The sequence below is a fragment of the Luteibacter sp. NPDC104163 genome (assembly GCF_055584245.1).
The window spans coordinates 1-13,770 of sequence record NZ_JBVJMK010000021.1; the positions used below are offsets into that span (position 1 = coordinate 1).

A 13,770-nucleotide genomic window follows, 5' to 3' on the forward strand; every position below is an offset into this window, starting at 1 on the left:
GGCCCCGGGGGGCGGGGGGGGGGGGGGGGGGGGGGGGGGGGGGGGGGCGGGGGGGGGTGGGGGGGGGGGGGGGGGGGGGGGGGGGGGGGGGGGCCCCCCCCCCCCCCCGCGCCCCCCCCCCCGCTCCCACAAATGCACTAGGCGCCCGGAGACTTAACTTAACCTTAATACTGAACTAATCGGTATTGAATCTCTCCCAGGGCGCCACATCTAAGTTCTCGAGCACGACACCCCCGCCGTGCGGTAGCGCGAGGCCGATCCCCCCATGCGGCCCGCGCAAAAAAATAAAAAGCAGGAGAGTTCCACCATGAAGAAGACCCTTATCGCCCTTGCCCTTGTTGCCGCTGGCGCCGTTGCCGCCCCGGCCTTTGCGCAGGACGTGAACCCGGCCGCCGGCTGGTTCGTGAATGGCAGCGTTGGCCGTACCTCGGTCGACAAGGGCAAGTACGACGGCCATGACACCGGCTACGCGCTCAATGGCGGTTACCGCTGGGGCGTGACCCCGTGGGCCGCGCTGGGTGTTGAGGTGGGTTACAACGACCTCGGCAACATCCACGCGAAGAATTTCTTCAATGACAACCGCGTGGTGGATCGTCGCAAGTCCGAGCTGCATGGCTGGACGGCCGGCGTGAACGGCAAGTTCAACATCGATCCGCAGTGGTACATCAGCGCGCGCGGTGGCCTGTATGCCTGGAAGGGTCACGGCACCAGCAATGACGACATCACCCGCAACAGCCTGGACAAGACCAGCTGGTATGCCGGCGTGGGCGTGGGCTACGACTTCACGAACAACGTGAGCCTCGGCCTGAACTACGACCACTACGATGCGAAGAAGGACCAGCTCGACCTGACGACGAACATGACGTCGGTGTCGGTCGAATACCGGTTCTAAGCATCTTTGATGTGCGATAAAAAAAACGGGGCGCCGCAGGGCGCCCCGTTTTTTGTGCTCCCACAGCAGCCTTTGTGCTTACTTCTTCTTCCAGTTGCCCTGCGCGGCGAGGCTGTTTTCCTTCGCGCGCTCGACGACCGTCTTCTGGGCGGCGTCGTAGTTGCCCTTCTGGTCCTTGGCCCAGGTTTCCAGGGCGGCGGATACGAGCGCACGGCCATACGAGAAGCTGATCGGCCACGGGTGCGGGCCGAGCTTGTTGATCTCGTTGAGGTTCTCGGTGGCCTGCTGGTCGGCCTGGCCGCCCGAGAGGAACACGATGCCTGCGGTGGCGGCCGGCACGGCGTACTGGAAGACGCTGACGGTCGCATTGGCGACGTCTTCGGCGTCCACCTGGTCTTCCTTCGGGGCGTACTTGCCCGGGATGACCATGCTGACCTTCAGGATCAGCGCCTTGAGCTCAACGTTGTGCAGTTCGAGCTGGGCGAACAGGCTCTGCAGGACTTCCTTGTGGACGGTGAAGCTGGTGTCCAGGTCCTGCACGCTGTCCTTGTCGTCCATCAGGATCTCGGGCTCGACCATCGGGACGAGGCCGGCTTCCTGGCAGAGCGCGGCGTAACGCGCGAGGGCGTGCGTGTTGGATTCCACCGCGGTCGAGGTCGGGGTGTCGTCGGTGATCTTGATCACCGCGCGCCACTTGGCGAACTTCGCGCCGAGCTTGGCGTATTCCTGCAGGCGCTCACGCAGGCCATCGAGGCCCTCGGTGACCACTTCGCCCGGGCAACCGGCCAGCGGGTGCGTGCCCTTGTCGACCTTGATACCCGGGAGGATGCCGGCGGCGTTCATCGCCTCGACCATGCTGCGGCCATCATCGGTCTTCTGGCGGATCGTTTCATCGAACAGGATGGCACCGGAGATGTACTCGCCCAGGCCCGGCGCGGTCAGCAGCAGCTGGCGGTACTTGCGGCGGTTTTCCTCGGTGTTCTCCAGGCCCACGGCCTCGATGCGCTTCTTGATGGTCGTGGCGGATTCGTCGACAGCGATGATGCCCTTACCCGGGGCGACCATCTGCTGCGCGATCTGTTCGAGGTCTTCGATGCTCATGGGAACTCCAATGGAAGTAGTGGTATGCCCCGGCAAGCGGGCGGGGCCAAGTGCGAAAACCGGCGGAGTATAGGGGAATACCCCGCGAAAGCCGTTGTGCGGCGCGATCAGGCGATCAAGTGGTCTGGTAGCCCGGCAGCTCGCACTGCTTGAGGATCGCGGCCTTGCGCGCGGGGTCTTCCGGCAGGTTGAAGCCGACGACGTAGTAGGTGAACACCGGATCGCCCACGCGATTCACGCCCGACGGGGCATAGCGGAAATCCTTGACGGCGCTGACGCCGACCTGGGCCAGATCGCCCTCGGGAACGGTCTTGGCGGCAACCACGTTCTGCGGCAGGCCGTTGGAGCCGATCATGTAGGTGACCGCCACGCAGCCCGGCTGGTCGAGGTTCTTGCCTGTGTTCGGCACATCCGCATTGACCGACTTATTGGTCAGGGTCCAGTAGTTCGGCAGGCGGTCGGGGGCGACCTTGCGGTTGGACTGTGCCGCGGCGGTGCCGGCGGCAAGGAGGAGGACGGCGGCGACTGCGCCGGTGAGGATGGATGTGCGGATCATGACGCCCTCGTTGGTTTGCCAGGGCGAGGAGTGTACCGCCCCTGACGTAAGCCGGGCGTGTGGATTCATGCGCCGCCCGATTTTGTATGGGAGGACCCTCGGGCGGGCAAACAGGCCGGCCGACGGGCGCCCGCGGTATGCCCAACAGGCGCAGCCGACTACAATCGATGGCTGCGGCGACCCCGCCGGCATGATCAAGGAACCTCATGAAAGTCACGATTTTCGGCACCGGTTACGTGGGCCTCGTCACCGGCACCTGCCTTGCGGAAATGGGCAACCACGTAGTGTGCGTCGACGTCGATGCCGACAAGGTCGCCCGGCTGAAGCAAGGCGAGATCCCCATTTACGAGCCCGGCCTCGAGCCCATGGTCCTGCGTAACCATGCCGGGGGCCAGCTCGATTTCACCACCGAGGCCGCCCCGGCCATCGCCCATGCCGATATCGTGTTCATCGCGGTCGGTACCCCGCCGGATGAAGACGGCAGCGCCGACCTGAAGTACGTGCTCGCCGTGGCCCGGACCATCGGCGACCACATCGATCGCTACACAGTGGTCGTCAACAAGTCGACCGTCCCCGTCGGCACCGCCGACCGGGTGCGCGCCGCCATCGCGGAACGTCTCCAGGCGCGCGGCGTGGATGTGCCGTTCGATGTCGTGTCCAACCCGGAATTCCTGAAGGAAGGCGATGCGGTTGAAGATTGCATGCGCCCCGACCGCATCATCGTCGGCGCCTCCAGCCAGCGCGCGATCGGCGTGCTGCGCAAGCTCTACGCCCCGTTCAACCGCAACCATGACCGCATGGTCGTGATGGACGAGCGCTCCGCGGAGCTGACCAAGTACGCGGCGAACGCGATGCTCGCCACGAAGATCAGCTTCATGAACGAGATCGCCAATATCGCCGAGCATGTGGGCGCGGATGTTGAGCTGGTGCGCCAGGGCATCGGTGCGGACCCCCGCATCGGCTACCACTTCATTTATCCCGGCGCCGGCTACGGCGGCTCGTGCTTCCCGAAGGATGTGCAGGCACTGGCCCGCACGGCCCACGCCGTGGGCTATGACGCGAAACTGCTGAACTCGGTGGAAGCCGTGAACGACGCGCAGAAGTCGCGCCTGTTCGCCCTGCTCTCCCGGCACTTCGATGGCAAGTTGAAGGGGCTCACCGTGGCCGTCTGGGGGCTGGCGTTCAAGCCGAACACCGACGACATGCGTGAAGCATCGAGCCGCCGCCTTATGGAGCAGCTGTGGGATGCCGGTGCGTCGGTGCGCGCGTTCGACCCGGAGGCGGCGGAAGAAACCCACCGCATTTACGGTGACCGCCCCGACCTCGCGCTGGTCGCCCGCCCCTACGAAGCAATCGAAGGCGCTGACGCGCTGGTGATCGTGACGGAGTGGAAAGCGTTCCGCAGCCCCGATTTCGCGCACGTGAAGGCGCTGCTCCGCACCCCGGTCATCTTCGACGGCCGCAACCTGTACGACCCCGCGACGGTCGAGGAAGCAGGCCTGGCCTACTACGGCATCGGCCGCGGCCGCAGCCTGGCCGGCAAGCACTGACACCCCGCTCTTGTGGGAGCGCGCTGTGGGAGCGCGCTTGCGCGCGATGGGTGCTTGCGACACCAGCCATCGCGTGCAAGCACGCTCCCACAACGGCAGCCAACACAACGGCAGAAAAAAGCCCGCGATTCGCGGGCTTTTTTTTGTTACAGGTCGCGCAGGCTATCCGGGATACCGTCGTCGCCGATCACCAGCAGCTTCAGCGTGTTGGTACCGCCGTGGCGGCCGATGTGGTCGCCGTGGGTCAGGATCACGCGGTCCCCCTTGGTCAGCTTCGCCAGCGCGAACAGGTGCTGCAGGGCCGCGCGCGCCGTGTGCGCCGGATCCAGGTTGCCGGTTTCGAAGGCCACCGGCTGCACGTCGCGGAGCATCAGCATGCGGCGGCGGGCCACGTCCGACGGGCTCATGGCGTAGATCGGCACGGCGAAGCGGTAACGCGACAGCCACTGCGCGGTCGCGCCCGACTCGGTCAGCGAGACGATGGCACGGACGCCGATCTGCGAGGCCAGCACCATGGCGGCAAGCGCGATGGCCTGGTCGGATCGGTCGAGGCTGGTAGCGGCCGGGCGCAGATCATCGCGCGGCTCGAACTGGCGCTCGGCACCGAGGCAGATGCGGCGCATGGCGGCGACCGCCTTGTCCGGGTGGGCACCCGCCGCGCTCTCTTCGGAAAGCATGACGGCGTCGGTACCGTCGATGACCGCATTGGCCACGTCGAGCACTTCGGCGCGGGTCGGGATCGGCGCGCGCACCATCGACTGCAGCATCTGCGTCGCCGTGATCACCGAGCGGTTACGCATCACCGACTCGCGGATGATCTTCTTCTGCAGGCCCGGCAGCTCGGCATCGCCGATTTCCACGCCGAGGTCGCCGCGGGCGACCATCACCACGTCGGACGCATCGATGATTTCGCCGAGCACGGGGATGGCATCGGCGCGCTCGATCTTCGAGACGATGGCGGCATCGCCACCGGCCTCGCGCAGGAGACGGCGGGCTTCGTGCAGGTCTTCCGCCTGGCGCACGAACGAGACGGCGAGGAAGTCGGCGCCCATTTCAGCGGCGAGCTTGATGTCGTTGCGATCCTTGTCGGACAGCGCCGACACGCTCAGGCCGCCGCCCTGGCGGTTCAGGCCCTTGCGGTTCGAGAGCCGGCCGCCAATGGCGACGCGGGTGTGGATCTCGCTGCCGACCACATCGACCACGGCCAGCGCGACCAGGCCATCGTCGAGCAGGAGGATGTCGCCCGCGACCACGTCCTTCGGCAGGTCGTAGTAGCTGACGCCGACGCGGGTCTGGTCACCGGCCGGGGCATCCGGGCGGCAATCGAGGACGAAGGTGTCACCCAGCATCAGGTCGATCGGGCCATCGGCGAACTTCTCGATGCGGATCTTCGGACCCTGCAGGTCGGCGAGGATGCCCACCTCGCGGCCCACGGCGTCAGCCGCGGCGCGGACGGCCGCAGCGCGGGCGCGGTGGTCGTCCGGCGTACCGTGCGACAGGTTCAGGCGAACGATATCCACGCCCTCCTCCAGGATCTTCTCGAGCATGCCCGGCACATCGGTGGCGGGGCCGAGGGTGGCGACGATCTTGGTGCGGCGTACCTGGATATCGGTCATCGTTTCTTACCTTGTCTGTGTGTCTTCAATGAATGGGGACGGGCCGGTCAGTCGAGCGTCTTGTTCAGCAGCTCGGCGAGGCGCTTGCCGGCCTCGCGCAGGCGCAGCTCGGCGGTGGGCAGGTAGTGCGCCACGTAGGCGTCGTCGATCTTGTGGTTCGCGGGGTAGAAGCCCGGCTGGGCGACGACCTGGCAGGACTCCTCGGCCCACTGGGCATACGGGTTATCCAGCGGCGCGATCGGGCGCGGGAGCTTCACCGGGCCCTCGGCGGCCAGCTTGTCGGCGTAGGCATCCCACTTCAGGTCGGTGGTGTAGAGCATCTTCGAGTCCCACACGCTGTGCAGGTTGGTGCCCTTGCCGTCGAACTGGACCTGGTATTCGTTGCCGCCCTTGTCGTCGCGGTTACCGGCGTGGAGCGGCTGGTGGACGTCGCCGACGAAATGGACGACGAACTTCAGGGCCTGGGCACGCTCGGCGTTCGACTTGTGGCGGTCGCCCAGGATGGCGACGTATTTTTCCAGGCCACCGACCACGCACTTGCCGTCGGCACAGTCGACCGGTGGGTTGTAGTGGCACTTCGGGTCGTGGAAGTCGGCGTAGTGCAGCGGCCCCGTGGCCTTGCCCAACTCCTTGTTTTCCGGATCGTTACGCAGCTGGTCGGGCCAGCTTGCGATATCCGGGAGGGAATCGCTGCCGTCGGCCTTCAGGAGGCGCTCGACCTCGGCTTTGGCCGAAGGGTCCAGCTGGCGCCAGGCCAACTCGGCGACGATGCGGTGGCCGATATCACCCCAGGCACCGGCGGTACCGGCCAGGGCGGTGAGGGAAAGGGCTACCAGGGCGGCAATGGTGCGGCGCTTATGGGGCGTCTTCATGGGACAGTAAACGTTTCCGTCGCGGGCGAACGGCCAAGTGTGCCACACCCGGGCTGAGGCACGAATGACAAATCGCGGCATTGCAGCAAGCCGGCCCCTGCGACCTTCCGTTACCATGGAGGTTTAGGCCCCTGGCCCTCACCTCAGTCGCAATTCCCACCCGGAGGCTGCACATGACCATCAAGGTCGCTATCAACGGTTACGGTCGTATCGGTCGCAATGTCCTGCGATCGCTGTATGAGTCGAAGAAGAACGGCCAGGACATCCAGATCGTCGCGATCAATGACCTCGGCGATGCCGAGACCAACGCCCACCTGACCCAGTACGACACGGCCCACGGCCGTTTCCCGGGCGAGGTGTCGGTGGATGGTGGCGACCTGATCGTCAACGGCGACCGCATCAAGGTCTTCGCCGAGCGCGATCCCTCGAAGCTGCCCTGGGGCGAGCACGGCGTGGACGTGGTCCTCGAGTGCACCGGCTTCTTCACCTCCAAGGCCAAGGCCAGCGCGCACATCGCCGGCGGCGCCAAGAAGGTGATCATCTCCGCCCCGGGCGACAAGGACGTGGACGGCACCTTCGTCATCGGCGTGAACGATGACAAGCTCCACGCCGGCCTGCAGGTCATCTCCAACGCTTCGTGCACCACCAACTGCCTCGCCCCGCTGGCGAAGGTGCTCCACGAGAAGGTCGGCATCGTGCACGGCCTGATGACCACCATCCACGCCTACACCAACGACCAGGTGCTGACGGACGTCTACCACTCCGACCTGCGCCGCGCCCGTAGCGCCACGCATAGCCAGATCCCGACCAAGACCGGCGCCGCCGCCGCGGTGGGCCTGGTGCTGCCGGAGCTCAACGGCAAGCTCGATGGTTTCGCGATGCGCGTGCCGACGATCAACGTGTCGGTGGTCGACCTCACCTTCACGGCTGCTCGCGAGACGACCAAGGAAGAGATCGACGCCGCGATCAACGAAGCTGCGAACGGCAAGCTGAAGGGCATCCTCGGCGTGAACACCAAGCCGCTGGTGTCGATCGACTTCAACCACAACTCGCACTCGTCGATCTACGACGCGACGCAGACCCGCGTCATGGGCGGCACGCTGGTGAAGGTCCTCTCGTGGTACGACAACGAGTGGGGCTTCTCGAACCGCATGCTCGACATGGCCAAGGCGCTGATGGCCGCCAAGTAAGGCCACCATGCTGTTGTGGGAGCGTGCTTGCACGCGATAAACCTACAAGGCAGAAAAGAAGAAGGGCCCGCTACGAAAGCGGGCCCTTTTTGTTGCGCGTGTTTCGCATGTCCCGCCGCCCATCGCGTGCAAGCACGCTCCCACAAGCACGCTCCCACAGGGGGGGCGGGCGGCGATCAGGCCTTCTGGATCGTCTGTTCGATCGAGCCGAAGATCGAGCGGCCTTCCTTGTCGGTAACGTCGATACGGATGCTGTCGCCGAATTTCAGGAACGGCGTGGCCGGCTTGCCATCACGCAGGGTTTCCACCGTGCGCTGCTCGGCCAGGCACGAGGCGCCCTTGCTGGTGTCTTCGTTCGCGATGGTGCCGGAGCCGACGATGGTGCCAGCGGTGAGCGGGCGCGTCTTAGCGGCATGTGCCACGAGCTGGGCGAAGTTGAACTGCATGTCGACGCCGCACTCGGCTTCGCCGAACCACTTCCCGCTGATCCAGGTGCGCATGGCCAGGTGCAGCTTGTCGTCGTGCCAGGCATCGCCCAGTTCATCGGGCGTGACGAACACAGGGGACAGCGCGGAACGCGGCTTCGACTGCAGGAAGCCGAAGCCCTTGGCGAGCTCGTTGGGGATCAGACCGCGCAGCGAGACGTCGTTGACCAGGCCCACGAGCTGGATATGGCCCGACGCCACGTCTGCGCTGGCCGCCATCGGCACATCATCAGTGATCACGACGACTTCGGCTTCGAGGTCGATGCCGTACTCCTCGCTCGGCACCACCACCGGATCGCGCGGGCCGAGGAAGCCGGCGCTGGTCGCCTGGTACATGAGCGGATCGGTGTAGAACGAGGCGGGCACTTCCGCCCCACGGGCACGGCGGACGCGCTCCACGTGCGGCAGGTAGGCGCTGCCATCCACGAACTCGTAGGCACGCGGCAGGGGTGCGGCCAGCGCCGCCATATCCAGCGCGAAGGCACCTTCCGCCTTGCCGGCCTCGAGGTCTTCCGCCAGCGCGTTCAGGCGCGGCGCGGCGACGTGCCAGTCATCGAGCGCGGCCTGCATGGTCGCGGCGATGCCGGTGGCCTTCACGGCCTTCGAGAGATCACGGCTGACGACCACCAGGGTACCGTCGCGGCCGCCTTCCTTCAGCGAAGCGAGTTTCATGTGTTTCCTTGATCGATCAGGCGGCGTTCGGGTCGAAGTGCTTCTTCAGCCCGCGCCAGCATTCGTAATAGTTGCCCTGCAAGGCAGCCGATGCCAGCGCCTGCTTGCTGGCATGGATGACCCTGCGGGTTTCGAACATGAAAGCCATCGTACCCGTGATGTGGTCCGGCTTCGTCACATCGGCGTTCGAGGCCTTCTCGAAGCTCGCGTTATCAGGGCCGTGCCCGCTCATGCAGTTGTGCAGGCTGGAGCCGCCCGGCACGAAACCGCCGGCCTTGGCGTCGTACGCACCGGTGATCAGCCCCATGAATTCGCTGGCGACATTGCGGTGGAAGTACGGCGGCCGGAAGGTGTGCTCGGCCACCAGCCAGCGCGGCGGGAAGATCACGAAATCCATGTTGGCCACGCCCGGCGTATCGCTGGCGGAGGTCAGCACGGTGAAGATGCTGGGATCCGGGTGATCCACCGCGATCGAGCCAATCGTATTGAAGCGACGCAGATCGTACTTGTACGGCGCGTAGTTGCCGTGCCACGCGACCACATCGAGCGGCGAGTGGTTGATGTCGGCCTGCCACAGCTGGCCCTGGAACTTGGCGATCAGGGCGAAATCGCCCTCGAGGTCCTCGTAGGCAGCGACCGGCGTGAGGAAATCACGCGGGTGCGCCAGGCCGTTGGCGCCGATGGGGCCCAGGTCCGGCAGGTGCAGCGGTGCGCCAAAGTTTTCAGCGATATAGCCGCGCGCTTCGCCATCGGGCAGTTCGACGAGGAACCGGATGCCGCGCGGGACGACGGCGATTTCCAGCGGCTCGACTTCCACGACGCCAAGCTCGGTGCGAAGTCGCAAGCGGCCCTGCTGCGGGACGATCAGCAGCTCGCCATCCGCGTTGTAGAAGTAGCGGCCCGCCATGTCGCGGTTGGCCAGGTACTGGTGGATGCCCACCCCGACCTGCTCGCCCGGGCCGCCATTGCCGCCCATGGTGAACAAGCCATCGATGAAATCCGTGCCGGCCGGCGGCATCGGCAGCGGATCCCAGCGCATCTGGTTCGGCGTGGGCGGCGCATCGTTGAAGCGGTTGTGGAACGTCGCGTGCGCCAGCTCGCGGAACGGCGAATGCTGTGCCGCCGGCAGGATCCGGTACAGCCAGCTGCGCAGGTTGCGATGCCGCGGCGCGGTGAACGCGCTGCCGGAAAGCTGCTCGGCGTACAGCCCCTTCCCCACCTTCTGCGGCGAGTTCTGGCCGGTGGGCAGCACGCCCGGGACCGCCTCCGTGGCGAACTCATTGCCGAAGCCGGTCTGGTAGCCGTTGGTGTCGTCGGTGTGGCTCATCGAAGTGTCCTGAAGCGATGACCAATAGCCATTGTGGGAGCGCGCTTGCGCGCGATGGAGGTTATCGTAAACCCCATCGCGCGCAAGCGCGCTCCCACAGTTTCTTTCGGCGTTTAAATCACGCCGCGGCGCATCTGGTCGCGTTCGATCGACTCGAACAGCGCCTGGAAGTTGCCGTTGCCGAAGCCTTCGTTGCCCTTGCGCTGGATGATCTCGAAGAAGATCGGCCCGATGTTGTTCTGGGTGAAGATCTGCAGCAGGAGCTTCTTGTGCGTCTCCGGGTCTGCGTCGATCAGCAGCTTGTTCTTCTGCAGGCGCGGCACGTCTTCACCGTGGTCCGGGATGCGGATGTCGATGACTTCGAAGTACGTGTCCGGCGTATCGAGGAAGGCCACGTCCTTCTCGCGCATGGCTTCGACGGTTTCGTAGATGTTGTCCGTGAACAGCGCGATGTGCTGGATGCCTTCGCCGTTGTACTCGCGGATGTATTCGTTGATCTGCGAACCGTGGTCCGAGCTCTCGTTCAGCGGGATGCGGACCATGCCATCCGGCGCGGTCATCGCCTTCGACACCAGGCCGGTCTTCGCGCCCTTGATGTCGAAATAGCGGATCTCGCGGAAGTTGAACAGGCGCTCGTAGTAATCCGACCACTTCTGCATGTTGCCGAAGTGCAGGTTGTGGGTCAGGTGATCGATGAAGGTGAGGCCAAAGCCCTTCGGGTGTTGATCCACGCCCGGGAAGAAATCGTACTCTGCCTCGAAGCAATCGCCCTTCGCGCCGTACGTGTCGATCAGGTACAGGCAGGCATCGCCGATGCCCTTGATCGTCGGCACGTCGAGCGCGAGCGTCTCGGTCTTGTCGGCGAACAGCTCGGCACCGTTCGACACGGCGGTCTTCTGCACGTCGGTGGCCGGGCGGTTGAAGCGGATCGCGAAACCGCAGGCCGAGGGGCCATGCTTCGACACGAAGTCGGCGGCGAACGAGTTCGGCTCTTCGTTGACCAGGAAGTTGCAGGCGCCCTGGCGATACAGGGTGATCGCCTTGGTCTTATGCTTGGCCACGGCGGTGAAGCCAAGGCGGGGGAACAGGTCGTGGAGCAGCTTCGCCTCGGGCGCGGCAAACTCGACGAACTCGAAGCCATCGACACCCTGCGGGTTTTCGAACGTGGTGACTTCCATACCGATATTGGGCTGGGCGCTCATAAGCGATACTCCTGGCTAAAGGGGCGGCTTGCGCCGTCTACCCACACCTTATAGTTTCACTTGTAACCATTTGCAAGGATCGGCGCAGCATGACCCTCGAAATCGTCCCCGCCCATGCCCCGCTGGAGCTGGAGCACTTCCTGCCCTACCGGCTTTCGATCCTGTCGAACACCGTCAGCCAGTCGATCGCGGACGAGTACCAGGACCGATTCCAGCTCAGCATGACGGAATGGCGCGTGATGACGATCCTGGCCCGCTTCCCGGCCAGTTCGGCGACCCAGGTGGTCGAGCGCACGCGCATGGACAAGGTGGCGGTGAGCCGCGCCGTCGCCCGCCTGGTCGAGGCCGGCCGGATCGACCGCGGCACCTACGACGGCGACAAGCGCCGCTCGGTGCTCAACCTCTCCGAAGCCGGCTGGGCCATCCACGACGAGGTGGCCCCGCTCGCCCGCGCCCATGAGCGCGAGTTGCTGGAAAAGCTCAGCGAGGACGAGAAGGCCTGGCTGGAGAAGATTCTGGACAAGCTGCTGGGCTGAGTCCGCTCAAACCGCAGGTTCAAAAATGCAATGTGGGAGCGCGCTTGCGCGCGATGGGTGGTACCGCACACCCCATCGCGCGCAAGCGCGCTCCCACAATCGCCTGGGCTTACTTGATCCCGTGCATCAGCTTGTTGATCAGCGGCGCGATCAGGAACAGCAGGATGCCGGCGCCGATCAGCAGCTCGAAGCTGAAGGAGAAGCCCGACAGGGCCGACGCCACGGTCATGCCGCTTTCGCCACTGATATGGCCGGCCAGCAGGCCCGAGAGGTTGTTGCCGATGGCCGTGGAGAGGAACCAGCCGCCCATCGCCAGGCCGACCACGCGTATCGGTGCCAGCTTGGTCACCATGGAAAGGCCGATCGGCGACAGGCAGAGCTCACCGATGGTCTGGGCCACGTAGCAGGCGGCCAGCGGCCAGAACGGGATGAGGCCGCGGCCATCGACCAGGCTCTTCAGCGCGTACATCAGCACGAGGAAGCCGAGGGCGTTGAAGATCAGGCCCAGGCCGAACTTGCGCGGAATCGAGGGCTCGGCCCGGCGCTTGGCCAGCCACGCCCAAACCAGGGCAACCGGCGGCGCGAAGACCAGGATCGCCGCGGAATTCACCGACTGGAACCAGCCGACCGGGAATTCCCAACCGAACATGAGGCGGTCGACCAGATTCTGCGCCAGGAAGTTGAACGAGCTACCGGCCTGTTCGAAGAACATCCAGAACAACACGTTGAACGCGAACAGCACCAGCATCGCGATGACGCGGTGGATCTGGATCGTGTCGTGGCGCACGGCCTCGATCACCAGCATCACGGCCACGCCGACGAACAGCGCACCGAGCAGCCAGGCGATGAAGATGGCACCGGCCTTCGCCATCAGCAGGTACACCAGCGGAATGGCGACCACGATGCCGATGAGCACGGCGAGGAAGCTCTTGCCGGCGTGGCGCTCGGGCGGCGGCACGCCCACGCCCTTCAGCTGCTTGCGGCCGATCAGGAACCAGATGAAGCAGATGACCATGCCGATGCCGGTGGAGGCGAATACGGCGCGGTAGTTCTGCTGCAGCGGCGTGTCGGTGAGCACCGACGCGATCCAGCCGGTCACGAGCGGGGCAAGGAAGCCACCGAGGTTGATGCCCATGTAGAACAGGGTGAAGCCACGATCGCGGCGATCATCGCCGACCGGGTAGATCTGGCCCACGAGCGACGAGATGTTCGGCTTGAACAGGCCGTTGCCGACGATGACCGTGGCGAGGCCGGCCAGGAAAATATCCTGCTGCGGCACCATCACCATGAAGAGGCCGAGCCCCATCACGGCGGCACCGACGAGGATCGAGCGCTGGTAGCCGAGCACGCGGTCGGCCACGTAGCCGCCGAAGATGGCCGAGGCGTAGACGAGCGCGAGGTACGCGCCGTAGGTCCGGCTGGCGTAGCCCTGGCCCGAGGCGTCGCCGTTGAAGAACTCCGCCACGATGTACAGCGCCAGCGCCCAGCGCATGCCGTAGAAGGCGAAGCGCTCCCAGAACTCGGTCATGAACAGCATCCACAGGGGACGCGGGTGACCCATGATCTGGGGATACTCGGGCACGTACTGTGCCTGGCTGGGGGCGGATGAAGTCATGGCTTCCCTTGGCGTGAATCGATGAGGGTGTTTAGCGGGCCCGGCCCACTGCGTCAATCGTGCACCGCCGTATTCCTGTGGGAGCGGGCGTGCGCGCGATGGGGGGTGTGGGGCGCCCCCAAACCCCCCCACCCCCCCCCCCCCCCACAACGGGTG

12 protein-coding genes are annotated in these 13,770 nt (G+C 65.5%); 4 read left to right on the forward strand and 8 right to left on the reverse strand.

The window, feature by feature from the left end; all coding sequences use genetic code 11:
• Positions 1 to 307 precede the first annotated feature (307 nt).
• A complete protein-coding gene (locus ACZ6YI_RS19295) occupies positions 308 to 892 on the forward strand; it encodes a porin family protein (protein WP_465780056.1) in 585 nt (194 codons plus the stop codon).
• Between the two features lie 78 nt (positions 893 to 970).
• On the opposite strand, the gene ACZ6YI_RS19300 is transcribed toward ACZ6YI_RS19295, so the two are convergent.
• Both ACZ6YI_RS19300 and ACZ6YI_RS19305 read right to left on the reverse strand, forming a co-directional pair.
• Complete coding sequence (locus tag ACZ6YI_RS19300; RefSeq protein ID WP_465780057.1) at positions 971 to 1,993, reverse strand: class I fructose-bisphosphate aldolase; 1,023 nt, start codon at positions 1,991 to 1,993, stop codon at positions 971 to 973.
• 115 nt (positions 1,994 to 2,108) lie between these two features.
• Positions 2,109 to 2,549 carry an energy transducer TonB gene (locus ACZ6YI_RS19305; RefSeq protein ID WP_465780058.1) on the reverse strand — a complete coding sequence of 147 codons (441 nt, stop codon included), beginning with the start codon at positions 2,547 to 2,549 and terminating at the stop codon, positions 2,109 to 2,111.
• A 206-nt stretch (positions 2,550 to 2,755) separates the two neighbouring features.
• Here ACZ6YI_RS19305 and ACZ6YI_RS19310 point away from each other — a divergent pair, with 206 nt between their 5' ends.
• Entirely contained in the window at positions 2,756 to 4,099 is a 1,344-nt protein-coding gene (locus ACZ6YI_RS19310) for a UDP-glucose dehydrogenase family protein (protein ID WP_465780059.1), read from the forward strand.
• Positions 4,100 to 4,245: 146 nt separating this feature from the next.
• On the opposite strand, the gene pyk is transcribed toward ACZ6YI_RS19310, so the two are convergent.
• Both pyk and ACZ6YI_RS19320 read right to left on the reverse strand, forming a co-directional pair.
• Positions 4,246 to 5,715 carry a pyruvate kinase gene (gene pyk, locus ACZ6YI_RS19315; RefSeq protein WP_465780060.1) on the reverse strand — a complete coding sequence of 490 codons (1,470 nt, stop codon included), beginning with the start codon at positions 5,713 to 5,715 and terminating at the stop codon, positions 4,246 to 4,248.
• Between the two features lie 47 nt (positions 5,716 to 5,762).
• On the reverse strand, positions 5,763 to 6,587 hold the full coding sequence (locus tag ACZ6YI_RS19320; protein WP_465780061.1) for a S1/P1 nuclease: 825 nt from the start codon (positions 6,585 to 6,587) through the stop codon (positions 5,763 to 5,765).
• Positions 6,588 to 6,760: 173 nt separating this feature from the next.
• Here ACZ6YI_RS19320 and gap point away from each other — a divergent pair, with 173 nt between their 5' ends.
• Positions 6,761 to 7,777, forward strand: a complete 1,017-nt coding sequence (gap, locus tag ACZ6YI_RS19325) for a type I glyceraldehyde-3-phosphate dehydrogenase (protein ID WP_440328523.1) — start codon at positions 6,761 to 6,763, stop codon at positions 7,775 to 7,777.
• Between the two features lie 176 nt (positions 7,778 to 7,953).
• Here the strand turns inward: gap and ACZ6YI_RS19330 are convergent, their stop codons facing one another.
• The 3 genes from ACZ6YI_RS19330 to hppD all read right to left on the reverse strand — a co-directional run bounded on the left by ACZ6YI_RS19330 (position 7,954) and on the right by hppD (position 11,463).
• Entirely contained in the window at positions 7,954 to 8,934 is a 981-nt protein-coding gene (locus ACZ6YI_RS19330; RefSeq protein ID WP_465780062.1) for a fumarylacetoacetate hydrolase family protein, read from the reverse strand.
• Between the two features lie 16 nt (positions 8,935 to 8,950).
• Positions 8,951 to 10,261: a homogentisate 1,2-dioxygenase gene (gene hmgA / locus ACZ6YI_RS19335; RefSeq protein ID WP_465780063.1), complete on the reverse strand. Its 1,311-nt coding sequence runs from the start codon at positions 10,259 to 10,261 to the stop codon at positions 8,951 to 8,953.
• Between the two features lie 113 nt (positions 10,262 to 10,374).
• Complete coding sequence (gene hppD / locus ACZ6YI_RS19340) at positions 10,375 to 11,463, reverse strand: 4-hydroxyphenylpyruvate dioxygenase (RefSeq protein ID WP_465780064.1); 1,089 nt, start codon at positions 11,461 to 11,463, stop codon at positions 10,375 to 10,377.
• Between the two features lie 89 nt (positions 11,464 to 11,552).
• Between hppD and ACZ6YI_RS19345 the strand changes: the two genes are divergently transcribed.
• Positions 11,553 to 11,999, forward strand: a complete 447-nt coding sequence (locus ACZ6YI_RS19345) for a MarR family winged helix-turn-helix transcriptional regulator (protein ID WP_440329379.1) — start codon at positions 11,553 to 11,555, stop codon at positions 11,997 to 11,999.
• 109 nt (positions 12,000 to 12,108) lie between these two features.
• On the opposite strand, the gene ACZ6YI_RS19350 is transcribed toward ACZ6YI_RS19345, so the two are convergent.
• Entirely contained in the window at positions 12,109 to 13,614 is a 1,506-nt protein-coding gene (locus ACZ6YI_RS19350) for a peptide MFS transporter (protein ID WP_465780065.1), read from the reverse strand.
• Positions 13,615 to 13,770: the final 156 nt, after the last annotated feature.

Bases quoted from the DNA above. Each gene is read 5' to 3' on its own strand.
- ACZ6YI_RS19295 (WP_465780056.1), top strand. From the start codon at position 308: ATGAAGAAGACCCTTATCGCCCTTGCCCTTGTTGCCGCTGGCGCCGTT.
- ACZ6YI_RS19300 (WP_465780057.1), bottom strand. From the start codon at position 1,993: ATGAGCATCGAAGACCTCGAACAGATCGCGCAGCAGATGGTCGCCCCG.
- ACZ6YI_RS19305 (WP_465780058.1), bottom strand. From the start codon at position 2,549: ATGATCCGCACATCCATCCTCACCGGCGCAGTCGCCGCCGTCCTCCTC.
- ACZ6YI_RS19310 (WP_465780059.1), top strand. From the start codon at position 2,756: ATGAAAGTCACGATTTTCGGCACCGGTTACGTGGGCCTCGTCACCGGC.
- pyk (WP_465780060.1), bottom strand. From the start codon at position 5,715: ATGACCGATATCCAGGTACGCCGCACCAAGATCGTCGCCACCCTCGGC.
- ACZ6YI_RS19320 (WP_465780061.1), bottom strand. From the start codon at position 6,587: ATGAAGACGCCCCATAAGCGCCGCACCATTGCCGCCCTGGTAGCCCTT.
- gap (WP_440328523.1), top strand. From the start codon at position 6,761: ATGACCATCAAGGTCGCTATCAACGGTTACGGTCGTATCGGTCGCAAT.
- ACZ6YI_RS19330 (WP_465780062.1), bottom strand. From the start codon at position 8,934: ATGAAACTCGCTTCGCTGAAGGAAGGCGGCCGCGACGGTACCCTGGTG.
- hmgA (WP_465780063.1), bottom strand. From the start codon at position 10,261: ATGAGCCACACCGACGACACCAACGGCTACCAGACCGGCTTCGGCAAT.
- hppD (WP_465780064.1), bottom strand. From the start codon at position 11,463: ATGAGCGCCCAGCCCAATATCGGTATGGAAGTCACCACGTTCGAAAAC.
- ACZ6YI_RS19345 (WP_440329379.1), top strand. From the start codon at position 11,553: ATGACCCTCGAAATCGTCCCCGCCCATGCCCCGCTGGAGCTGGAGCAC.
- ACZ6YI_RS19350 (WP_465780065.1), bottom strand. From the start codon at position 13,614: ATGACTTCATCCGCCCCCAGCCAGGCACAGTACGTGCCCGAGTATCCC.